This is a genomic window from Pseudoxanthomonas sp. (genome assembly GCF_027498035.1).
Taxonomy (GTDB): domain Bacteria; phylum Pseudomonadota; class Gammaproteobacteria; order Xanthomonadales; family Xanthomonadaceae; genus Pseudoxanthomonas_A.
On the sequence record NZ_CP114978.1, the window covers coordinates 485,839 to 506,051 of the forward strand.

Annotated in this window: 19 protein-coding genes and 1 other RNA gene; 16 read left to right on the forward strand and 4 right to left on the reverse strand. The window is 65.7% G+C overall.

Translation table 11 applies throughout. The features are described from left to right. The first annotated feature begins 5 nt into the window (after nucleotides 1–5). From rpsR to O8I58_RS02330, 9 genes are all read left to right on the forward strand, one after another. A complete protein-coding gene (gene rpsR / locus O8I58_RS02290) occupies nucleotides 6–236 on the forward strand; it encodes a 30S ribosomal protein S18 (protein ID WP_093137332.1) in 231 nt (76 codons plus the stop codon). A 129-nt stretch (nucleotides 237–365) separates the two neighbouring features. After that, a complete protein-coding gene (gene rplI, locus O8I58_RS02295) occupies nucleotides 366–815 on the forward strand; it encodes a 50S ribosomal protein L9 (protein ID WP_298320334.1) in 450 nt (149 codons plus the stop codon). A gap of 200 nt (nucleotides 816–1,015) precedes the next feature. After that, nucleotides 1,016–2,440 carry a replicative DNA helicase gene (locus O8I58_RS02300; protein WP_298320336.1) on the forward strand — a complete coding sequence of 475 codons (1,425 nt, stop codon included), beginning with the start codon at nucleotides 1,016–1,018 and terminating at the stop codon, nucleotides 2,438–2,440. 142 nt (nucleotides 2,441–2,582) lie between these two features. After that, nucleotides 2,583–2,795 (forward strand): hypothetical protein, encoded by a 213-nt coding sequence (locus O8I58_RS02305; RefSeq protein ID WP_298320338.1) that lies wholly within the window; start codon nucleotides 2,583–2,585, stop codon nucleotides 2,793–2,795. A gap of 96 nt (nucleotides 2,796–2,891) precedes the next feature. Beyond that, nucleotides 2,892–4,307: a cryptochrome/photolyase family protein gene (locus tag O8I58_RS02310; protein WP_298320340.1), complete on the forward strand. Its 1,416-nt coding sequence runs from the start codon at nucleotides 2,892–2,894 to the stop codon at nucleotides 4,305–4,307. A 197-nt stretch (nucleotides 4,308–4,504) separates the two neighbouring features. After that, on the forward strand, nucleotides 4,505–5,161 hold the full coding sequence (locus O8I58_RS02315; RefSeq protein WP_298322663.1) for a YiaD family glycine zipper/OmpA-like lipoprotein: 657 nt from the start codon (nucleotides 4,505–4,507) through the stop codon (nucleotides 5,159–5,161). 194 nt (nucleotides 5,162–5,355) lie between these two features. After that, the gene (locus tag O8I58_RS02320; protein WP_298322664.1) at nucleotides 5,356–6,561 is read left to right on the forward strand and encodes an MFS transporter; all 1,206 of its coding nucleotides are present in this window, start codon (nucleotides 5,356–5,358) and stop codon (nucleotides 6,559–6,561) included. A gap of 264 nt (nucleotides 6,562–6,825) precedes the next feature. Continuing rightward, nucleotides 6,826–7,845, forward strand: a complete 1,020-nt coding sequence (locus O8I58_RS02325) for a carbohydrate kinase family protein (protein ID WP_298320342.1) — start codon at nucleotides 6,826–6,828, stop codon at nucleotides 7,843–7,845. Beyond that, entirely contained in the window at nucleotides 7,829–9,037 is a 1,209-nt protein-coding gene (locus tag O8I58_RS02330; RefSeq protein WP_298320344.1) for an AGE family epimerase/isomerase, read from the forward strand. Before O8I58_RS02325 ends, O8I58_RS02330 begins: the two co-directional genes overlap by 17 nt. A gap of 257 nt (nucleotides 9,038–9,294) precedes the next feature. Here O8I58_RS02330 and ssrA read toward each other — a convergent pair. Beyond that, nucleotides 9,295–9,695, reverse strand: a transfer-messenger RNA (tmRNA) gene (gene ssrA / locus O8I58_RS02335). Between the two features lie 335 nt (nucleotides 9,696–10,030). On the opposite strand from ssrA, the gene O8I58_RS02340 reads away from it, so the two are divergent. Continuing rightward, nucleotides 10,031–12,352 (forward strand): S8 family peptidase, encoded by a 2,322-nt coding sequence (locus O8I58_RS02340; protein ID WP_298320346.1) that lies wholly within the window; start codon nucleotides 10,031–10,033, stop codon nucleotides 12,350–12,352. A 36-nt stretch (nucleotides 12,353–12,388) separates the two neighbouring features. Here O8I58_RS02340 and smpB read toward each other — a convergent pair whose 3' ends face one another. Beyond that, complete coding sequence (gene smpB / locus O8I58_RS02345; protein WP_298320348.1) at nucleotides 12,389–12,883, reverse strand: SsrA-binding protein SmpB; 495 nt, start codon at nucleotides 12,881–12,883, stop codon at nucleotides 12,389–12,391. 69 nt (nucleotides 12,884–12,952) lie between these two features. Between smpB and O8I58_RS02350 the strand changes: the two genes are divergently transcribed. Next, nucleotides 12,953–13,381, forward strand: a complete 429-nt coding sequence (locus O8I58_RS02350) for a type II toxin-antitoxin system RatA family toxin (protein WP_298320350.1) — start codon at nucleotides 12,953–12,955, stop codon at nucleotides 13,379–13,381. 5 nt (nucleotides 13,382–13,386) lie between these two features. Next, nucleotides 13,387–13,641: an RnfH family protein gene (locus O8I58_RS02355; RefSeq protein WP_298322667.1), complete on the forward strand. Its 255-nt coding sequence runs from the start codon at nucleotides 13,387–13,389 to the stop codon at nucleotides 13,639–13,641. A 22-nt stretch (nucleotides 13,642–13,663) separates the two neighbouring features. On the opposite strand, the gene bamE is transcribed toward O8I58_RS02355, so the two are convergent. Continuing rightward, a complete protein-coding gene (gene bamE, locus O8I58_RS02360; protein WP_298320352.1) occupies nucleotides 13,664–14,062 on the reverse strand; it encodes an outer membrane protein assembly factor BamE in 399 nt (132 codons plus the stop codon). Between the two features lie 116 nt (nucleotides 14,063–14,178). Between bamE and fur the strand changes: the two genes are divergently transcribed. Next, nucleotides 14,179–14,583, forward strand: coding sequence for a ferric iron uptake transcriptional regulator (gene fur, locus O8I58_RS02365; protein ID WP_298320354.1), 405 nt, complete (start codon nucleotides 14,179–14,181; stop codon nucleotides 14,581–14,583). Nucleotides 14,584–14,637: 54 nt separating this feature from the next. Here fur and recN read toward each other — a convergent pair whose 3' ends face one another. Continuing rightward, nucleotides 14,638–16,305: a DNA repair protein RecN gene (gene recN / locus O8I58_RS02370; RefSeq protein ID WP_298320356.1), complete on the reverse strand. Its 1,668-nt coding sequence runs from the start codon at nucleotides 16,303–16,305 to the stop codon at nucleotides 14,638–14,640. Nucleotides 16,306–16,396: 91 nt separating this feature from the next. On the opposite strand from recN, the gene hrcA reads away from it, so the two are divergent. The 3 genes from hrcA (at nucleotide 16,397) to dnaK (ending at nucleotide 20,108) form a co-directional block, all read left to right on the forward strand. Then, a complete protein-coding gene (gene hrcA / locus O8I58_RS02375) occupies nucleotides 16,397–17,467 on the forward strand; it encodes a heat-inducible transcriptional repressor HrcA (RefSeq protein WP_298320358.1) in 1,071 nt (356 codons plus the stop codon). Between the two features lie 44 nt (nucleotides 17,468–17,511). Then, nucleotides 17,512–18,033: a nucleotide exchange factor GrpE gene (grpE, locus tag O8I58_RS02380; protein ID WP_298320360.1), complete on the forward strand. Its 522-nt coding sequence runs from the start codon at nucleotides 17,512–17,514 to the stop codon at nucleotides 18,031–18,033. 155 nt (nucleotides 18,034–18,188) lie between these two features. Next, on the forward strand, nucleotides 18,189–20,108 hold the full coding sequence (dnaK, locus tag O8I58_RS02385) for a molecular chaperone DnaK (protein ID WP_298320362.1): 1,920 nt from the start codon (nucleotides 18,189–18,191) through the stop codon (nucleotides 20,106–20,108). Nucleotides 20,109–20,213: the final 105 nt, after the last annotated feature.

Consider the following 20,213-nt stretch of genomic DNA (forward strand, 5'->3'; position numbering starts at 1 on the left):
CTGACATGTCCAAGTTCTTCCGTCGCCGCAAGTTCTGCAAGTTCACGGCCGAAGGTGTGAAGGAGATCGACTACAAGGATCTCAACACCCTGCGCCAGTACCTGACCGAGACCGGCAAGATCGTCCCGAGCCGCGTCACCGGCACCAAGGCGCGCTACCAGCGCCAGCTGCAGACGGCCGTCAAGCGCGCCCGTTTCCTGGCCCTGATCCCGTACACCGACAACCACGACGTGTAAGCGGCGTCCCGGTGGGTACCCGCAGTCGATGCGGGTGCCTGGCGGGATGCGCTGCATGTTCCACCGTCCATTCGGACAGCACCAGTTGCGGCGCCACTTCGCGCCGCTAACGAATACGGAGCTATTGAAATGAAGCTGATTCTTCTGCAGAAAGTGACCAACCTCGGCGTCCTGGGCGACCAGGTCAACGTCAAGCCGGGCTACGGCCGCAACTACCTGGTGCCGCAGGGCAAGGCCGTGCCGGCCACCGCCGCCAACGTCGCCGAGTTCGAAGCCAAGCGCGCTGACTACGAAGCCAAGGCCAAGGCCATCCACGACGACGCGTCGGGCCGTGCTGCCAAGTTCGAAGACGCCAGCGTGACCGTGGCGGCCAACGCTTCGACCGAAGGCAAGCTGTTCGGTTCGGTGGGCGCGCGCGAAATCGCCGACGCCTTCACCGCTGCCGGCAAGCCGCTGGAAAAGAGCGAAGTCATCCTCACCGATGGCGCGTTCCGCAACATCGGCGAATACGACGTGCTGATCAAGCTGCACGCCGACGTCGAAACCACCGTCAAGGTGGTGGTCGTCGCCGAAGCCTGATCCGGGCTTCGCGGTTTGACCGAAACGGGCGCCGTGAGGCGCCCGTTTTTGTTGGTGGATACGGTATTCGCAGGCGCTGCGACGCACCGGGGCCAATGTTTGCCCACCGGTTATCCACAGGGTTATCCGTACCGGCGGCCGCGCCCCGTGACTACCATGGCGCAGCGCTGCCGGCGCCTTTCGTTTTCTTCGAGTTGACCATGGCTTCTCCCCGCCGCGAACGTGATCGCGACCGTGACCGCGACTTCCGCAACGATCCCAGCGATGCCCGCATGGATCAGCTGCGCATGCCACCGCACTCCATCGAGGCCGAGCAGGCGGTGCTGGGTGGCTTGATGCTGGTCACCGATGCCTATGACAAGGTCAACGACAAGCTCAACCCGAATGACTTCTACCGGCGCGATCACCAGCTGATCTATCGCGCCATCAGCGAGCTGGCCGAGCGCAGCCGTCCCTACGATGCGGTGACCCTGGGCGAATGGTTCGATGGCCAGGGCCAGTCCGACCTGATCGCCGGCGGCGCCTACCTGATCGAGCTGGCCAGCTCGACGCCGTCAGCGGCCAACATCAGCGCCTACGCCGAGATCGTGCGCGACAAGGCGGTGATGCGGCAGCTGATCGACGTGGGTACCGAGATCGTCAATAACGGCTTCCAGCCCGAGGGCCGCGAAAGCTCCGAGCTGTTGGCCAATGCCGAGCAGAAGGTGTTCGCCATCGCCGAAGCGGGCTCGCGTGGTCGCACCGACTTCGTGGCCATGCCCAACGCGTTGAAGGACGCGTTCTCGCTGCTGCAGGACCGCTTCAACAATGGTGGCAGCATCACCGGCCTGCCGACCGGCTACACCGAATTCGATGGCATGACCGCCGGCCTGCAGCCGACCGACCTGATCATCCTGGCCGCGCGTCCGGCGATGGGTAAGACGACCTTCGCGTTGAACATCGCCGAGTTCGCCGCGATCAAGTCGAAGAAGGCCGTGGCGGTGTTCTCGATGGAAATGTCGTCCTCGCAGCTGGCCTTGCGCCTGATTTCCTCCAATGGCCGCATCAACGCCACCCGCCTGCGCAGCGGCCAGCTGGAGGACGAGGACTGGAGCCGGGTCACCGCAGCGATCCGCATGCTCAAGGAAACCAAGATCTTCATCGACGACACGCCGGGCCTGTCGCCGGAAGTGTTGCGTTCCAAGTGCCGCCGGCTCAAGCGCGAGAACGACCTGGGCCTGATCGTGATCGACTACCTGCAGCTGATGAGTGTGCCGGGTAACAGCGAGAACCGCGCCACCGAAATCTCCGAAATCAGCCGCTCGCTCAAGGGTCTGGCCAAGGAGCTCAACGTGCCGGTGATCGCACTGTCCCAGCTCAACCGCTCGCTGGAAACCCGAACCGACAAGCGCCCGGTGATGGCTGACCTGCGCGAGTCGGGCGCGATCGAGCAGGACGCAGACATGATCGTCTTCATCTACCGCGACGATTACTACAATAAGGAAAATTCGCCGGACAAGGGCTTGGCCGAGATCATCATCGGCAAGCACCGCGGCGGTCCGACCGGTTCGTGCAAACTGAAATTCTTCGGCGAATACACCCGCTTCGACAACCTGTCCCACGACTCGGTCGGTTCGTTCGAGTAAGCGGCCGGGCTGGGTTTCAGGCGCGCCTGGCCCGGTTTCGTCGCCCGCTGCGCGGCTTCGTCGCAGCACGGTTGCCATGGGCGGGCCTGGGGCGCAAACCTGGGGCGGAGAGGGCAGCACGTCGCTGCCGATGGAGCCTGTCATGACGACCCTGTTCGCGCTCGGCGTGTGGTGCCTGTTGTTGGTGCTGTGCTGGCCGCTGGCGCTCCTGGCCCTGGTGGCCTGGCCGGTGCTGTGGTTGCTGAGCCTGCCGTTGCGGTTGGTCGGCATCACTTGCTCGGCGCTGTTCGCGTTCCTGCGGGCATTGCTCATGTTGCCGGCGCGCCTGCTGGGTGGCCGCGCGCTCGCCACCTGAAGGATGCTGCCGGGCCGTCGCAAACGTCCCGCTTTCATCGTCGTGCGTCGACGCAGCAGGCATCATGGGCGTTCGCTTTATTGATCGAACGTCCACATGCCTGCTGCGCTTGTCTGGTTCCGCAATGACCTCCGCCTGGCCGACAATCCTGCGCTGCAGGCTGCGCTGGAGACAGGATTCGAGCCGATTCCCGTCTACATCCCTGCGCCGCATGAGGAAGGGAAATGGGCGCCGGGCGCGGCCTCCAACGCCTGGCGGCATCGTTCGCTCAAGGCGCTGAGCCACGACCTGCACCAGCGCGGCTCGCGCCTGGTGGTACGCCAGGGCGACAGCAGCCAGGTGTTGCGGGACCTGATCGTTGAAAGCGGTGCGCAAGCGCTGTTCTGGAACCGCAAGTACGAACCGGCGACCCAGCCGCGCGATGCGGCGATCAAGCAGGCCTTGCGCGCGCAGGGCTTCGAGGTGCGCAGCTGCAACGCCACGCTGCTGGTCGAACCCTGGGACGTGCAGACCAAGGCGGGTGGGCCGTACAAGGTGTTCACGCCGTTCTATCGCAACGTGATGGCATCGCTGCGGGCACGCGCCCTGTACGACGCGCCGACCAGCTTGCCTGCGGTGCCTGACGCGCTGAAAGGTGAGGGGATCGAGATGCTCGGTCTGGCGCCCAGGCTGACGTGGGACCGTGGCTTCTGGGATACCTGGACGCCGGGCGAAACGGGCGCGCACGAGGCGTTGGACGTCTTCATCGACGGCGCGCTGCGCGGCTACCTGGACCAGCGCGACCTGCCGGATCGCGTCGCGACCTCGATGCTTTCGCCACATCTGCACTTCGGCGAGATCGCGCCGTGGCGGGTGATCGCGCAACTGGAAGGTGCCCGCACCGCGAAGCTGGATACCGATATCGACGGCTTCATCCGACAGCTGGTGTGGCGCGAGTTCGCCTATCACCTGATGCACCATTTCCCGCAGACGGTCGAAGAAAACCTCAACCCGCGTTTCGACGGTTTCGCATGGGAACCGGCCACGCCATCGAAACTGCAGGCCTGGCAGCGCGGCATGACCGGTGTGCCCATCGTCGATGCGGGCATGCGCGAGTTGTGGCACACCGGGGTGATGCACAACCGCGTGCGGATGATCGTCGGCAGCTTTCTGACCAAGCATCTGCGCATGCACTGGCTGGAAGGTGCGCGCTGGTTCTGGGACACGCTGGTCGACGCGGATCTGGCCAACAACACCCTGGGTTGGCAGTGGATCGGCGGTACCGGCGCGGATGCAGCGCCGTATTTCCGCGTGTTCAACCCGGTGACCCAGGCGCAGAAATTCGATCCGCAGGCGCGTTACATCGGCCGCTGGGTGCCGGAACTGGAGGCGCTGCCGGTCAAGGTGCGTTTTGCGCCATGGGAATCGCCCGAACTGCTCCGGCAGCTGGCGCCGTCGTATCCACGTCAGCCGATTGTCGACCTGGTGCAGGGACGCCAAGCCGCACTGGCCGCTTATGCAGGAACGGGTTGAGCGGTCCGTACCGGGTGTCCTGTTTCGCCTAACTGAACAGGTGCCGGTGTGGCGCCGTGGGCTTCATCCCGTTTTCCGCCGCGTGACGTTAATTTGCACGCACTGAAACATTGGGGCCACCCCCGAAGCGAGGAATCATGCGTATGCAACCGAATCCGTTCCTGTCCCGCGCGATGCTGTGCGGCGTGCTCTCGGCCATGCTGCTGGGTGGTTGCGCCACCTATACCGGACAGACCAACGATCCAAACGATCCAAACCGCACCCGCAACAACGCCCTGATCGGTGCGGGCATCGGCGTGGCGGTGGGCCTGCTGAGCGGGCACGACGCGACTTCGCGTCGCCAGCACGCCTTGATCGGTGCCGGCGTGGGTGGCCTGGCCGGTGGCGCCATCGGTGTTTACCAGGACCGTCAGGAAGCGGAGCTGCGTCGCCAGACCGCCGGAACCGGCATCAACGTCAGCCGCGATGGCGATGTGATCAAGCTCAACCTGCCGGACGGCGTGACCTTCGACTTCGGCAAATCGACGCTGAAGTCGCAGTTCTACCCGGCGCTCAACAACGTGGCCGCCACGCTGAAGGAGTACAACCAGACCATCGTGGAGGTCAGTGGCCATACCGACAGCATCGGTAGCGACGCCGCCAACCAGACGCTGTCCGAAGCGCGGGCGAACTCGGTCGGTGATTACCTGATCGGCCAGGGGCTGATGCGCCAACGCTTCGAGATCGTCGGCATGGGCAAGCGCTATCCCATCGCCAGCAATGACACCGATGCGGGCCGTGCGCAGAACCGCCGTGTCGAGATCCGCGTGCTGCCGGTGGAACAGGAGACGTCCTCGCAGGTTCCGCGGGGCTGAGTCGTCCTGCAGAAAATCGACATGGGACGGGCCGCACATTGCGGCCCGTTTCCGTTTGGGCAAGCGGTTGAATTGATGGGTTTCCGGCAGGCCCGGTGATTTGGCCTTCAGGTGCGACGCAGAAGCTGCATGCTGCACTGCGTCATAATGGAGGTCGTATCGAATAAGGGAGACATGCCTTGGAACAGCCAATCATGACCGACCTGGGGACGACCGCACCGGCCGTCTCCCGACGCGTGTACGGTCTGGTGCTGTTCGCGTTGTCCATGGGCGGCTTTGCCATCGGCATCGGCGAATTCGCTTCGATGGGCCTGATGCCGGATATCGCCCGCGGGCTGTCGATCTCCGAAACCCAGGTCGGCCACTTGATCAGCGCCTATGCGCTGGGCGTGGTGGTCGGCGCGCCGATCCTTGCGATCTTCGGCGCGCGCTTGCGCCGACGGACGCTGCTCTTGTTGCTGATGGTGTTCTACGCGCTGGGTAACGCGGCCAGCGCGTTCGCACCGAATTATCACGCCGCACTGGTGTTCCGTTTCATCGCCGGCCTGCCGCACGGCGCCTACTTCGGTGTGGCCGCGTTGGTGGCGGCCTCGATGAGCGCGCCCAACCGCCGTGCCGCGGCCGTCAGCCGGGTGCTGATGGGCCTGAGCGTGGCGATGCTGGTCGGCAATCCGCTGGCGACCTGGCTGGGGCAGGTTGCCAGCTGGCGCTATGCATTCGGACTGGTGGGGATGGTGGCGCTGCTGACGGTGGTGCTGGTGTTCCTGTTCCTGAAGCCCGACCCGGACGAGCCGCGCCAGAATCCGTTGCGCGAGCTGCGTGCCTTCAACCAGGCGCAGGTCTGGTATGCGCTGGCCATTGGCTCGATCGGCTTTGCAGGCATGTTCTGCGTGTTCTCCTACCTGGCGCCGACCCTGATCAATGTCACCCACCTCAGCGAGTCCTGGGTGCCGATGGCGATGGCGGCATTCGGCGTGGGCGGCATGATCGGCAACGTGGTCGGTGGCTGGCTGTTCGACAAGCTGCAGTTCCGCGCCGTGGTGGTGATGCTGGTGTGGTCGATCGTGGTGCTGATGCTGTTCCCGATGGCCGCGCATTCGCTGTGGACCATCCTGCCGGCGGTGGTCGCGGTGGGCACGATGGTCGGCCTGTCGCCGGCGTTGCAGACGCGGCTGATGGACGTGGCCTCCGGCGCGCAGACGCTGGCCGCGGCCTCCAACCATGCGGCCTTCAATGTCGCCAACGCGCTCGGTCCGTGGCTGGGTGGGCTGGCCATTGGTGCAGGCATGGGTTGGACCGTGACCGGCTACGTCGGTGCAGCCACGGCGCTGGTCGGGCTTGGGATCTACTTCCTGGCGCAGCGTTCGGAAGGACTCGCGCGGGCCGAAGCCTGCGCCTGAGGTTCTTCCTGCAAGCGCAGGACGAGTACCACGGGTGGGAAGGCGCTGAAGCGGCATCGAGCCGGGCACCTGATCGGCGGCAGGGATTCCGGGCCGCCGTGGGCATTCGCATTGCTGCGTCGCACGGTGCTTCTGGTGCGGGATCAAGCAAAATTCAGGGCCCACGTACCATTGGCCCGTGCGGTTGCGGTCTTTGGCCCGCAGATACGGGATGGCGCGACGGCATGAACATTCCTTCCTGTACGAGCCCTATGGATCCAGCCGATGTCGAGTGAATCCCCGTCGTCCCGCGCGGCACCGAACATCGTCTGCTTCGGTGAAGTGCTGATCGACATGCTGGCGCAGCCTCCGGTCGAGGGCCGTGCGCGCACGTTCGAACAGTACGCCGGCGGTGCGCCAGCCAACGTGGCCGTGGCGACGGCGCGGCTGGGCGCGCGCAGTGAGTTCGTCGGCATGCTCGGCAAGGACATGTTCGGCGACTTCCTGCAGGACGAACTGACCAGGGCCGGCGTCGGCATCGGCTATACCGTGCGCACCGACGCAGCCAAGACCGCGCTGGCTTTCGTGGCGCTGGATGAAACCGGCGACCGTAGTTTCAGCTTCTATCGCCCGCCGGCCGCGGACCTGCTGTTCCGCGAGGAACATTTTGAGGCGGCCTGCCTGGCACAGGCCGATGTCTTCCACTTCTGCTCCAACAGCCTGACTGATCCTGCCTGTGCGCAAGCCACGTTTGCCGGCGCTGCCCGCGCGCGCGATGCCGGCGCGGTGGTGAGCTGCGACCTCAACCTGCGGCCGGCGCTGTGGCCGGCCGATGTCGATCCCATGCCGACGCTGTGGCAGGCACTTGCACTGGCCGACCTGGTCAAACTTTCGCGCGAAGAGCTGCAGTTCCTGGCGCGTGCTCCGGACCAGGAGGATGTCGTAGTCCAGCGGCTGCTCGTCGGCCGCACGCAGCTGGTGGTGGTCACCGACGGTGGCGGTGACGTGACCTGGGCCACCCGCGATGCCGAGGGCAAGGTCGCATCCTTCGCCGTGCAGGTGCGCGACACCACCGCGGCAGGCGATGCCTTCGTCGGCGGATTGCTCGTGCGCTTGGTCGAGCTGGGTGGCGCGGGGCAGGGCTTTGCCGGCTTCTGCGCCGATATCGAACGGCTGACCCAGGCCATCCGGTTCGGCGCGGCGGTCGGTGCGCTGGCGGTGACCCGGAAAGGCGCCTTTGCCGCCATGCCCGACCGGTCCGACGTCTTGTCCTTGCTCCAGGAATCCAATGAAGACAGCCACTGAGCCAGACTTCCGTTCCGCCGCGTTCCTGCGCAGCCACATCGCGCAGACGATGGCCTTCTACCATCCGCGGGACATCGATCCGCGCGGCGGATTCTTCCAGTATTTCAAGGATGACGGGACGGTGTACGACGCCGGCCATCGTCACCTGGTCAGCAGCACGCGCTTCGTCTTCAACTACGCCATGGCCTGGCGTGAGTTCGGGGACCCGGCGTACCACGCGGCCATGCTGCACGGCCTGCGTTACCTGCGCGAGGTGCATCGCAATCCACTGGCAGGCGGCTACATCTGGACGCTGCGCGACGGCAAGGCGGAAGACAGCACCAACCACTGCTATGGCGTGGCATTCGTGCTGCTGGCCTATGCATGCGGCCTGAAAGCCGGCGTGGAAGACGCGCGTGCATGGCTGGACGAAACCTGGCAGCTGCTGGAACAGCGCTTCTGGGATGCCGGAGCAGGTTTGTATCGCGATGAAGCCGACGCCGACTGGAACTTCAGCAGTTACCGCGGCCAGAACGCGAACATGCACATGTGCGAGGCCATGCTGGCGGCCTACCAGGCCAGCGATGATCGCCGCTATCTGGAGCGTGCCTTGCTGCTGGCCGACCACATGACGCGCCGGCAGGCGGCCAAGGCCGATGGCCTGGTGTGGGAGCACTACGACACTGACTGGAACGTGGACTGGGACTACAACAAGGACGATCCCAAGCACCTGTTCCGCCCATGGGGTTTCCAGCCCGGCCACCAGACCGAGTGGGCCAAGCTGCTGTTGATCCTGGACCGTGAGCTGAAGGGTGCGGTGGAGTGGCTGGTGCCAACCGCGCGCCATCTGTTCGACACCGCCCTTGCATGCAGCTGGGATGAGGTCAACGGCGGCATGGCCTATGGCTTCGCACCGGATGGTTCGGTCTGCGACGACGACAAGTACTTCTGGGTGCAGGCTGAAAGCCTGGCCGCCGCGGCGCTGCTGGCTCAGCGCACGGGTGATGACGTGTACTGGCAGTGGTACGGCAAGCTGTGGCAGTACGCCTGGGCGCACATGATCGACCATCGATACGGTGCCTGGTATCGCATCCTGCGCGCGGACAACAGCAAGTACAGCGACGAGAAGAGCCCCGCCGGCAAGACCGATTACCACACCATGGGCGCCTGCTACGAGGTGTTGGAGTCGCTGCGCGCGCACGGCCAGCCTTGATACGCGCGACCGGGGTTCCTGGGCCGTATTGATCGGGGGTGCGGAGGCCTTCTGGAGTCGTCTCCGCGGATTGGTCAGCGCGTTCGTCGGAGCTGTGGCGATGAGGGCGCCGCCGGGCGGGTTCAATTCCCCCCACCTCCACCAGATTGGCGGTGAACCCAAAGCGTCGCTTCGTGGCGCATTCTCGAGCAACAAAAAAGCCGGAAGCCATTCTTCAATGGTCTTCCGGCTTCCTTGTGTCTTGCGACAACAGCATTTGGTGGAGGTGGGGGGAATTGAACCCCCGTCCGAAGGCACTCCATCCCCGGTACTACATGCTTAGCTCACCGTTGGATCTCGCCCTGGAGCAGCACGGTGTGCAAAACGCACCCCAGGACCAGCCTGTTTTGGTTAAGCGATGACTGACAGGCAGCCGTCAAAGCCGGTTCCGTGATAATGACCCTACATCCACGAGCACGGGCACAAGTGGTTTCGGGGGTTCGCCTTAGGCGGCTGTAGAACTACAACTCAACACTGCTGTTTAGGCGGCGAGAGCGAAGTCCGAACCGTAGTTGTCGTCGTTGGCAACTAGAAGTTTGCAGCTGGATTTACGAGGAAAGCTACCCCCTCGGCATGCACCAGGTAATTTCGCAACCCCCGTCGAAGCCAGTGCACCCCCGGTTTCGAACAAGGTCGGAAGATCATCCCGATGCGTGCAGTGTAGGGGCGCGGGACACCTGTCACAAGGCGTGCGACGCAGCGCGGTTAGCCTGCGGTTGCGTGGCCGAGCGTCGTTGGGGCCGGCGTTGGTGATGACGCATCCAGGATGGGAGATCCGACATGGCCAGCAAACGACCGGCACGCCCCCGCGCGGCCGCCAAGACTCCGGCAGCAAAGAAGACGGCGACAACGGCCGCGAAAACCGCGCGCAAGGCGGTCAGGAAGGCCTCTGGGCGCGCCGCGGCGCCCCAAGGCGCGCCCGCGCCCGTCGGCGCCCTGGCCAGCAGCGGCTACATGGCCGGGGCCCAGGGGCAGGCGATGACCGTGGTGTACATCCACGGCATCGGCAACAAGCCGCCGGCCGAGGTGCTGCGCTGCCAGTGGGACCAGGCGCTGTTCGGGCGCGCCATGGGCGAGCGCACGCGAATGGCCTATTGGGTGGATCGCCAGCGCTATCCGGTCCCCGAGGCTGGCACCTGCAGCGATCGCGATGAGGGTCCGACCATCAGTCAGTCCGAGCAGCGCGTGCTGTCGACCTTCGGCCTGGCGCCGGCCGGTGGCGACCTGCATGCGCTGGTGGAGGCACTGGCCGGAACACCGCAGGAGCGCGCGAAGCTCGAGGCGATCCTGGCCGACGTGCAGGCAGGCGCGGCGCCGGATGCGGCACTGGGGCCAGGCGCGCGCGGCTTATGGTCAGGCCTGAACGAGATCCTGCTGCGGCTGGTGTCGGCGGCCTTGCTGCAGGACGTGCATGACTTCTTCTTCGTGCCGGCACGACGCGAGGTGATGGAGCGCAGCCTGCGCGAGCGATTGATGGCGGGCGGCGGGCCATTCGTGGTCGTGGCCCATAGCCAGGGCTCGATGATCGCCTATGAGGTCTTGCGCAAGCTCAAGGCTGCCGAGTGCGACGTGGCGCTGTTCCTGACGATTGGATCGCCGTTGGGGTTGCCGGCGGTGCGCAGCATGTTCAAGCAGGACATCAAGAAGAAAAAGCTGCCGTTCCCGCCGTGTGTGCGGGCCTGGTACAACGTCGCCGACCGGCTGGATCCGGTTGCGCTGGACGGTGACCTGAGCGATGACATCGAAGGCGCTGGCGATCGTTTCACCAATTTCACAGGGAGCAGGATCAACCCCGACGCGCCGCGTAATCCGCATTCGGGCTCCGGCTATCTGTCGATTCCCCAGGTGCGCAGCCATGTGCGTGCGGTGGTCGGCACTGGTTTCGACCAGCCAGTCACCAGCACGGTGGTGCTCAAGGACCTGTCCGATAGGATGGAAGCGCATGGCAGTGCGATGCGCCATGAAGTACTGATCGAGCTGGACCAGCTTCCCGCCGGCATGCGACCGACGCAGGCGCGCCAGGCCCTGGTCGATCAGATCCGCGCCCTGGCTGCACCGGAAACCGGCCTGTCCGGCGAGGCGCTGGACGAGGCGATCTGGCTGGAAGATTCGATGGAGCGTTTCGTCTCGGCGCAGCTCACGCGCTTCGAGATCGAGTCGCTGCGCAGCCAGTACAGGACGCTCAATTTCAAACGCCTGTGGCGCGACGCCGGCAAGCGGGCGCTGCTGGACCGCTCGCGTAGCGTGATCCAGGCCGATGCCGCGCAGAACGCCTATCACGCGCTGGGGCAGGGGATCGGCTGGGCGGTGCTGGATACGGGGATTGCCGCCGGACACCCGCATTTCCATGAGGCTGGCGTGCGCGATGTCGTGGTGGCGCAATGGGATTGCACGGTGCGCGGGCGTCCACGCGAACTCAGGCGCAGTGACGGCCGCGACTTCAGTCACCTGGACAAGGCGGGGCATGGCACGCATGTGGCCGGGATCATCGCTGGCCATTGCTCGGCGCCATTGCCGGGTGGTGACGGCAAGACGTGGGTGGATTTCACCGCAATCGCGCCACAGGCGCAGCTATACGGTTTCAAGGTGCTCGACGACCAGGGCAATGGCCGGGATTCCTGGGTGATCAAGGCCATCCAGCAGGTCGCGCGGATCAATGACGAGGCCGGCCAGTTGGTGATCCATGGCGTCAACCTGAGCCTGGGCGGCTGGTTCGATGCGGAAAGCTATGGCTGTGGCTTCACGCCGCTGTGCAATGAACTGCGCCGGCTGTGGCGGCAAGGCGTGGTGGTCGTGCTGGCGGCGGGCAACGAAGGCCTGGCCTGGCTGATCCAGCAGGACGGCATGGCGCTGGCGGCCAACATGGACATGACCATCGGTGACCCGGCCAACCTGGAGGAAGCCATCGCCGTGGGTTCGGTGCACAAGACCAATCCGCGCAGCTACGGCGTGTCGTATTTCTCTTCAAAGGGGCCAACGGCCGACGGGCGCTGCAAGCCGGACGTGGTGGCGCCGGGCGAGAAGATCATCTCGGCGCACTTCGGCTACAAGGCCAGGGATCGGAGCACCTGGATGGTGGAAATGAGCGGTACCAGCATGGCTGCGCCGCATGTGTCAGGGTTGATCGCGGGTTTCCTGTCGGTGCGGCGCGAGTACATCGGCTTCCCCGACAAGATCAAGGAGGTGCTGATGAACCACTGCAACGACATCGGCCGCGACCGCTACATGCAGGGCCGCGGGATTCCGAATCTGGTCAAGATGCTGGCCGAGACCTGATGCCAGGCGCGGGCCTGGTCGCTAGCCAGCGCGCGATCAGGCGTCGCGGTTGTGCCGGCGCATCACGCGCTGCTTGTCGCGCGCCCACTCGCGATCCTTTTCGGTCGCGCGCTTGTCGTGGGTCTGCTTGCCCTTGGCCAGTGCCAGTTCCAGTTTGACCTTGTTGCCCTTCCAGTACATCGCCGTGGGGATCAGCGTGTAGCCGTCGCGCTCGACCTTGCCGACCAGTACGTCGATCTCGCGACGGTGCAGCAGCAGCTTGCGGGTGCGGCGGTCATCGGCGAGTACGTGGGTGGAGGCCTGGATCAGCGGCGTGAACTGCGCGCCGAACAGGAACAGTTCACCGCTGCGCACCACCGCATAGCTTTCGCCGATGTTGGCGCGACCTGCACGGATCGACTTCAGCTCCCAGCCCTGCAGCGCCAGTCCGGCCTCCATGCGTTCCTCGAGGTGGTACTCGTGGCGCGCGCGCTTGTTCAGCGCGATGGTGCCCGTGCTGTTTGCTTTATCCTTGTCCGACTTCTTTGCCATCCGTCCATTGTCGCTGATGGAGACGGCTGGAGCGAGTCCGCATTTACACAGGCTTCCCGCACTCCCACGATGCCCACCATCCGCCGCAGCGCCCTGGTCGAACATCCGGCCGAATTCATGTTCGACCTGGTCAACGACGTCCAGGCCTATCCCCGTCGATTCGGTTGGTGCGACAAGGCCGAGATCCTCGAATCGACCGACACGCGCATGGTGGCGCGCCTGGACCTGGGGCTTGGCGCCTTGCGCACCTGGTTCACCACCGAGAACACCCTGGAGCGTCCGGGTCGGATCGACATGAACCTCAAGGACGGCCCGTTCCGCAAGCTGCATGGGCTGTGGGAGTTCCAGGCGCTGGGCGAAGGTGTCAGCAAGGTCAGCCTGACCCTGGATTTCGAGCCTTCCAGCCGCCTGCTGGGGCCGGCGTTCACGCTGGGATTCCAGGGGCTGGCCGACCGCATGGTCGATGATTTCGTGCGGACCGCAGACCGCGGCGGCTGATGCCGATGCAGATCGAAGTGGTGCTGGCTTGGTCGCGGGGCTATCGCGCCGTGACACTGGAGCTGCCAGAAGGGGCCTGCGTGGCCGATGCGTTGAACGCCGCCGCGTTTGAAGAAGCAGGGCTGGCCACGGGGATGTCCGTGTTCGGCGTCAATGCGACGCCGCAGACCGTATTGAATGATGGCGACCGCGTCGAATTGCTGCGGCCGCTGCTGATCGATCCGAAGGAAGCCCGCCGGCGTCGCGCCGCCGGGCCGTGAAGCCTTTGCTCAGGTCAGGCGATCAACCGCCGCCCTGGCCCTTCTTCTTGTCCTTGGCCAGGTTCGGTCCGAACTGGCGGACGCTGTTGCGCGCGAGCTGTTCGTCCTGGTTGGGGAAGTAATCGCCATCCCACTTGGTCACCTGGTCGTTGTCGAAGTACACCGTGAAGTTCTTCATGTGCACGTGGCCCAGGCGGCCGGTGCGTTCGGTGGCGGTGTAATCCCAGCGCTGCGCATGGAACGGATCGGCGACGGACGGCGTGCCCAGCAGTGCCAGTACCTGCTGCTTGCTCTGGCCAACGACCAACTGGTCCACGTCCGCCTTGTCCACCAGGTTGCCCTGATAGATAGGCTGCTTGTAGATGATGCCGCAGCCGGAAGTGGCGAGGCCGATGGCGGCGATCAACAGGTAATTGCGCATGGAGAAGGGCGTCTGCGATAGGGCGGGAACGAGCTTTGCGATGATACACTGCGCCCATCGCCGCGACCCAATCGCGAGGCAGCTGGCGCTAAACCGCCAATGAATGGGAGCCCCCGATGGAATCGCAGGATCTACGCAAGGTTGGCCTGAAGGTCACCCACCCGCGCCTTCGCATCCTGGCACTGCTGGAAGAAGCCAAGCCGCGCCACATGACCGCTGAAGACATCTACCGCTCCCTGATGGGCGTGGGTGATGAAATCGGCCTGGCCACGGTGTACCGCGTGCTGACCCAGTTCGAGGCCGCCGGCCTGGTGCTGAAGCACAACTTCGAAGGTGGCCAGGCCGTTTACGAACTGGACCGTGGCGAACACCACGACCACATGGTCGACATCGAGTCCGGCAAGGTCATCGAGTTTTCCAGTGACGAGATCGAAGCGCTGCAGGAGAAGATCGCCGCCGAACACGGTTACGAGATCGAGGAGCACTCGCTGGTGCTGTACGTGCGCAAGAAGCGCAAGTAAGTCCAGTTCAGTGCCTGCATTGGAAGGCCGGGGCAACCCGGCCTTTTGCTTGGGTCAGGCGACCGATTCCAGCAGCTTGCCAGCTGCGGCACGGGCCTCGGCGCTGATTTCCACGCCGCCCAGCATGCGTGCCAGTTCTTCCTGGCGGGCCTTGGCATCGAGTGATTCGACCGACGACTGGGTCATGCCTTCGACCGGCGCCTTGCTGACGCGGTAATGGGCGTGGCCCTGTGCGGCGACCTGTGGCTGGTGGGTCACGCACAGCACCTGGCGCTCGCGACCCAGGTCGCGCAGCTTCTTGCCGACGATATCGGCGACCGCACCACCGATGCCCGAGTCGACTTCGTCGAAGATCATGGTCGGCACCGCGTCCGAGCCCAGCGCGGCCACTTCGATGGCCAGCGAGATACGCGACAGCTCGCCGCCCGAGGCGACCTTGCGCAGCGGGCGCGGCGGCTGGCCGGCATTGGCGGCGACCAGGAGTTCGACGCGTTCGGCGCCCTGCGGATCGGGCCGGTCGGCGTCGTTGGATTCGAGCTGGACCTCCAGCTTGCCGCCACCCATGCCGAGTTCGCCGATCAGCGCACTGGTCTTCTTGGCCAGGCTGGTGGCGGCCTTGGTGCGGATCTTGGTCAGCGCGGCGGCGGCAGTGCGCCAGGCCTGGCGGGCGGTTTCGAGTTCGGTGTTGAGGCCGGCCAGGCGTTCGCCAGCGCCGCGCAGGCCTTCCAGTTCGGCCTCGATCCGATCCGCGACTTCGCCAAGCTGCTCGGGTGTGACCCGGTGTTTGCGGGCCAGGTCGTGCAGACGGGTCAGGCGGCGCTCGGCGCGTTCGAACTGGTCCGGGTCCACGTCCAGCTCATCGCGGATCTGACTGAGCAGGCCCAGCGCTTCGTCCATCTGGATCTGGGCGCTTTCCAGCATGCTGTCCACTTCGCCCAGACGCGGCTCGTGGTTGACCACGCGGGCCAGTTCGCCACGGGTCTGCAGCAGCAGGCGGCCCGCCGAAGGGCCGTCCTCACCGGACAGTCGGGCCAGCCCGTCGTCGCAGGCTTGGATCAGGGTGGAGGCATGGGCCTGGCGACGGTGCGCCGCGACCAGGTCCTGGATCGCGACCGGCGACAGGTCTTCGCGGCGCAGCTCGTCCAGTTGGTGCTGCAGGTAATTCAGGCGGTCGGAGACATCGCCGGCCGCGGTCAGGCGTTCGCGCTCGGCCAGCAGCGTGTTCCAGGCGCTGGCGGCTTTCTGCACCGCGACCAGTTGCGCCTGCGAGCCGGCAAAAGCGTCCAGCAGCGCCAGCTGGCTGCCCTTGGACAGCAGTGCCTGGTGCTCGTGCTGGCCGTGGATTTCCACCAGCAGCCCGGCCAGTTCACTCAGCTGGGACAGGGTCACGCTGCGGCCGTTGATCCAACTGCGTGAACCACCATCGGCGCGCAGCACGCGGCGTAGCTGGCACTGGCCGGACTCATCCAGCGCATGCTCGGCCAGCCAGGTCAGGGCAGGGGCTTTGGGCGGAAGGTCGAATTCGGCCGACAGCTCGGCGCGCTGGGCGCCGTGGCGGACCACGCCGGCATCGGCGCGCAGGCCGGACAGAAAGCCCAGCGCGTCGACCAGCAGTGACTTGCCGGCGCCGGTCTCACCGGAGATCACGGTCATGCCAGGGCCGAATTCCATGTCCGTGGCGCGAACCACGGCGAAGTCTTTGATGGTGAGGTGTCGGAGCATAGTCGGGCGGCATTGTAGGGCCAGTCGGCGCACAGGCTGAGACTGGCAGCGACAGGTTGCAAAGGTGGCGCCCGGCCGCTATCTATCGACCATGAATTCCCGAAGTCCCGACCTGGATGCGCGCTCGCGGCAGTTGCTGCGGACCCTGATCGGCCGCTACATCCACGACGGCGAACCGGTCGGGTCGCGCACCCTGGCCCAGCACGCGGGCCTGGATGTGAGCGCGGCGACCATCCGCAACATCCTCGCCGACCTGGAGGATGCCGGGCTGCTGACCTCGCCGCACACCTCGGCCGGGCGCATCCCGACCGCGCAGGGCTACCGGGTGTTCGTGGATAGCCTGGTCCAGATGCAGCCGCTGGCCGAGCGCGAAGTCGCCCGCCTGCGTGCCGAGCTCCCGGCGGGCACCGGCACCCAGGCGCTGCTGGGCAATGCTTCGGAGTTGCTGTCGGCGATGACCCATTTCGTTGGCGTGGTCGGCGCGCCCAGGCGCGAGCAGTTCGCCTTCCGCCATATCGATTTCGTGCCGCTGGACGGGCGCCGGGTGCTGGCGATCCTGGTCTTCGCCGACAACGATGTGCAGAACCGGGTGATCGAGCCGCGGCGCTTCTACGACCCGTCCGAGCTGGAGCGGGTGGCCAACTATCTGAATGCGCATTTCGCCGGCCGGCCCATCGCCGAGATCCGGGCCACGCTGCTGCGCGAACTGCGCGCGGCCCGCTCGGAGATGGAGGGTCTGCTGGCCCACACCGTCGAGCTGGCCGAACACGCCCTGACCCCGTCGGACGACGACATGGTGCTGGCCGGCCAGACCCGCTTGATGGGCGTGCAGGATCTCTCCGACCTGGATAGGTTGCGCGACCTGTTCGAGACCTTCGCCCGCAAGCGCGAGATCCTGCAGCTGCTCGAACGCACCATCAGTGCGCCGGGCGTGCGCATCTTCATTGGCGAAGAAACCGGCCTGGCGCCCATGGACGGCGTGTCACTGGTGGCCGCGCCGTACCGGGCCAGCGGCCAGGTGTTGGGGGTGCTGGGGGTGATCGGGCCGACCCGGATGGCCTACCAGCAGGTGATCCCGCTGGTCCAGGCGGCTGCCGATGCGCTCGGTGCGGCAATGCTGCGTCCCGGGGATGACTTGAATCCGTCCGCGCCGACCCAATAAGTGGGGCTTGCGGCGGATTGGTCCCGCCATGATGGAACTCCTCGATGACTTCAAACGAACACCAGGCCAGCGTTGACGCGGCCGCCGACGCTCCGCAGGACGCCGAAACGCTGCTGCTGGCGCAGATCGAAACCCTGCGCAACGAGCTCGACCAGCTGCGCGCCTCGGTCCTGCTGGACCGGGCCGACCTTGAGAACCAGCGCAAGCGCGTGGCCCGCGACGTGGACAACGCCCGCAAGTTCGCCAACGAGAAGCTGCTGGGCCAGCTGATGCCGGTTTTCGATAGCCTGGATGCGGGCCTGACCGCCGCCGGTGCAGAACCCAGCCCGCTGCGCGAAGGCCTGGAGCTCACCCAGAAGCAGCTGCTGAAGGTGGCTGACGACAACGGCCTGACCGTGCTCGACCCGACCGGACAGCCGTTCAACCCGGACCACCACCAGGCGATCAGCCAGGCGCCGGCCCACGAGGCGGCCCCGGGCAGCGTGCTGCAGGTGTTCCAGAAGGGCTATCTGCTCAACGACCGCCTGCTGCGCCCGGCGCTGGTGGTGGTCGCGGCGCACGACTGATCCATCGTCTGCGTCCCGCCGGCGGGTAACCGGCCGGAATTTTGTGTTCCACGGGCGCTTGAAGCCCGTCATCACATCCCTATATCAGGTTCATCGACCGGGCCGAGTGCCTGGTCCCGACCCGACAAACTTTCGCTTTTTACGGAGCTAGCACCATGGGCAAGATCATCGGCATCGACCTCGGCACGACCAACTCGTGCGTGGCCATCATGGACGGCGGCAAAGCCCGCGTCATCGAGAACTCGGAGGGTGACCGCACCACGCCTTCCATCGTCGCCTACACCAAGGACGGCGAAGTACTGGTCGGCGCCTCGGCCAAGCGCCAGGCCGTCACCAACCCCAAGAACACCTTCTACGCGGTGAAGCGCCTGATCGGCCGCAAGTTCACCGACGCCGAAGTGAAGAAGGACCTGGACCTGGTGCCGTACGGCATCCTGGCCCACGACAACGGCGATGCCTGGGTGTCCAGCAGCGACGGCAAGAAGATGGCGCCGCAGGAAATCTCCGCGCGCGTGCTGGAAAAGATGAAGAAGACCGCCGAAGCCTACCTGGGCGAGACGGTCACCGAAGCGGTCATCACCGTGCCGGCCTACTTCAATGACAGCCAGCGCCAGGCGACCAAGGACGCCGGCCGCATCGCCGGCCTGGACGTCAAGCGCATCATCAACGAGCCGACCGCCGCGGCCCTGGCCTATGGCCTGGACAAGGGTGACAAGCAGGACCGCAAGATCGTGGTGTACGACCTGGGCGGCGGCACCTTCGACGTGTCGATCATCGAGATCGCCAACGTCGACGGCGAGAAGCAGTTCGAAGTGCTGGCCACCAACGGCGACACCTTCCTGGGTGGCGAAGACTTCGACGCCCGCGTCATTGACTACCTGGTGGAAGAGTTCAACAAGGACCAGGGCATCGATCTGCGCAAGGATCCGTTGGCCCTGCAGCGCCTGAAGGACGCCGCGGAGCGCGCCAAGATCGAGCTGTCCTCCAGCCAGCAGACCGAAGTGAACCTGCCGTACGTCACCGCCGACGCGTCGGGCCCGAAGCACCTGAACATCAAGCTGACCCGCGCCAAGCTGGAGTCGCTGGTCGAAGACCTGATCAAGAAGTCGATCGAGCCGTGCCGCACCGCGCTCAATGACGCCGGCCTGCGTGCCAGCGACATCGGCGAGGTGATCCTGGTCGGCGGCCAGACCCGCATGCCCAAGGTGCAGGCGGCGGTGACCGAGTTCTTCGGCAAGGAGCCGCGCAAGGACGTGAACCCCGACGAGGCCGTGGCGCTGGGCGCCGCGATCCAGGGCGGCGTGCTGGGCGGCGACGTCAAGGACGTGCTGCTGCTGGACGTCACCCCGCTGTCGCTGGGCATCGAGACCCTGGGCGGCGTGTTCACCAAGATCATCGAGAAGAACACCACCATCCCGACCAAGGCCTCGCAGACCTTCTCCACCGCGGAGGACAACCAGTCGGCCGTGACCGTGCACGTGCTGCAGGGTGAGCGCGAGCAGGCCCGCTTCAACAAGTCGCTGGCCCGCTTCGACCTGTCGGGTATCGACGCCGCGCCGCGCGGCATGCCGCAGGTGGAAGTGTCCTTCGACATCGACGCCAACGGCATCCTGCACGTGTCGGCCAAGGACAAGAAGACCAACAAGGAACAGAAGGTCGAGATCAAGGCCGGTTCGGGCCTGTCGGACGACGAGATCGCCCGGATGGTCGCCGATGCCGAAGCGCACCGTGACGAAGACAAGAAGTTCCAGGAACTGGTCGTGGCCCGTAACCAGGCCGATGGCCTGATCCACGCCACCCGCACCGCGATCACCGAGCACGGCGCCAAGGTTGGCGGCGATGTGATCGGCAAGGTCGAGGCCGCGCTGGCCGATCTGGAAACGGCAATGAAGGGCGACGACAAGGCGCAGATCGAAGCCAAGTCCAAGACCCTGGAAGAAGCTGGCCAGTCGCTGTACGCCGCTGCTTCGGCTGGCGAGCAGGGTGCGCCGGAAGGTGGCGCCGGGCAGGCCAACCGCGCCGCCGACGACGTGGTGGACGCCGAGTTCACCGAGGTCAAGGACGACAAGAAGTAAGCGTCTGTCCACGATCGGCAACAGCTGACGAAGGAGCGGGGCCACGGCTTCGCTCCTTCGGCTTTTCCAGCGTCGCAGGCGCGCCCGGAAGCTGGGCGTGCGGCG

Excerpts from the sequence above, each read along its gene's own strand:
- O8I58_RS02300 (WP_298320336.1), top strand. The coding sequence starts at position 1,016 with ATGGCTTCTCCCCGCCGCGAACGTGATCGCGACCGTGACCGCGACTTC.
- hrcA (WP_298320358.1), top strand. The coding sequence starts at position 16,397 with ATGAATTCCCGAAGTCCCGACCTGGATGCGCGCTCGCGGCAGTTGCTG.
- smpB (WP_298320348.1), bottom strand. The coding sequence starts at position 12,883 with ATGGCAAAGAAGTCGGACAAGGATAAAGCAAACAGCACGGGCACCATC.
- O8I58_RS02305 (WP_298320338.1), top strand. The coding sequence starts at position 2,583 with ATGACGACCCTGTTCGCGCTCGGCGTGTGGTGCCTGTTGTTGGTGCTG.
- O8I58_RS02320 (WP_298322664.1), top strand. The coding sequence starts at position 5,356 with ATGACCGACCTGGGGACGACCGCACCGGCCGTCTCCCGACGCGTGTAC.
- rplI (WP_298320334.1), top strand. The coding sequence starts at position 366 with ATGAAGCTGATTCTTCTGCAGAAAGTGACCAACCTCGGCGTCCTGGGC.
- recN (WP_298320356.1), bottom strand. The coding sequence starts at position 16,305 with ATGCTCCGACACCTCACCATCAAAGACTTCGCCGTGGTTCGCGCCACG.
- dnaK (WP_298320362.1), top strand. The coding sequence starts at position 18,189 with ATGGGCAAGATCATCGGCATCGACCTCGGCACGACCAACTCGTGCGTG.
- O8I58_RS02350 (WP_298320350.1), top strand. The coding sequence starts at position 12,953 with ATGCCCACCATCCGCCGCAGCGCCCTGGTCGAACATCCGGCCGAATTC.
- bamE (WP_298320352.1), bottom strand. The coding sequence starts at position 14,062 with ATGCGCAATTACCTGTTGATCGCCGCCATCGGCCTCGCCACTTCCGGC.
- fur (WP_298320354.1), top strand. The coding sequence starts at position 14,179 with ATGGAATCGCAGGATCTACGCAAGGTTGGCCTGAAGGTCACCCACCCG.
- grpE (WP_298320360.1), top strand. The coding sequence starts at position 17,512 with ATGACTTCAAACGAACACCAGGCCAGCGTTGACGCGGCCGCCGACGCT.
- O8I58_RS02355 (WP_298322667.1), top strand. The coding sequence starts at position 13,387 with ATGCAGATCGAAGTGGTGCTGGCTTGGTCGCGGGGCTATCGCGCCGTG.
- O8I58_RS02340 (WP_298320346.1), top strand. The coding sequence starts at position 10,031 with ATGGCCGGGGCCCAGGGGCAGGCGATGACCGTGGTGTACATCCACGGC.
- O8I58_RS02315 (WP_298322663.1), top strand. The coding sequence starts at position 4,505 with ATGCTGCTGGGTGGTTGCGCCACCTATACCGGACAGACCAACGATCCA.
- O8I58_RS02310 (WP_298320340.1), top strand. The coding sequence starts at position 2,892 with ATGCCTGCTGCGCTTGTCTGGTTCCGCAATGACCTCCGCCTGGCCGAC.
- rpsR (WP_093137332.1), top strand. The coding sequence starts at position 6 with ATGTCCAAGTTCTTCCGTCGCCGCAAGTTCTGCAAGTTCACGGCCGAA.
- O8I58_RS02330 (WP_298320344.1), top strand. The coding sequence starts at position 7,829 with ATGAAGACAGCCACTGAGCCAGACTTCCGTTCCGCCGCGTTCCTGCGC.
- O8I58_RS02325 (WP_298320342.1), top strand. The coding sequence starts at position 6,826 with ATGTCGAGTGAATCCCCGTCGTCCCGCGCGGCACCGAACATCGTCTGC.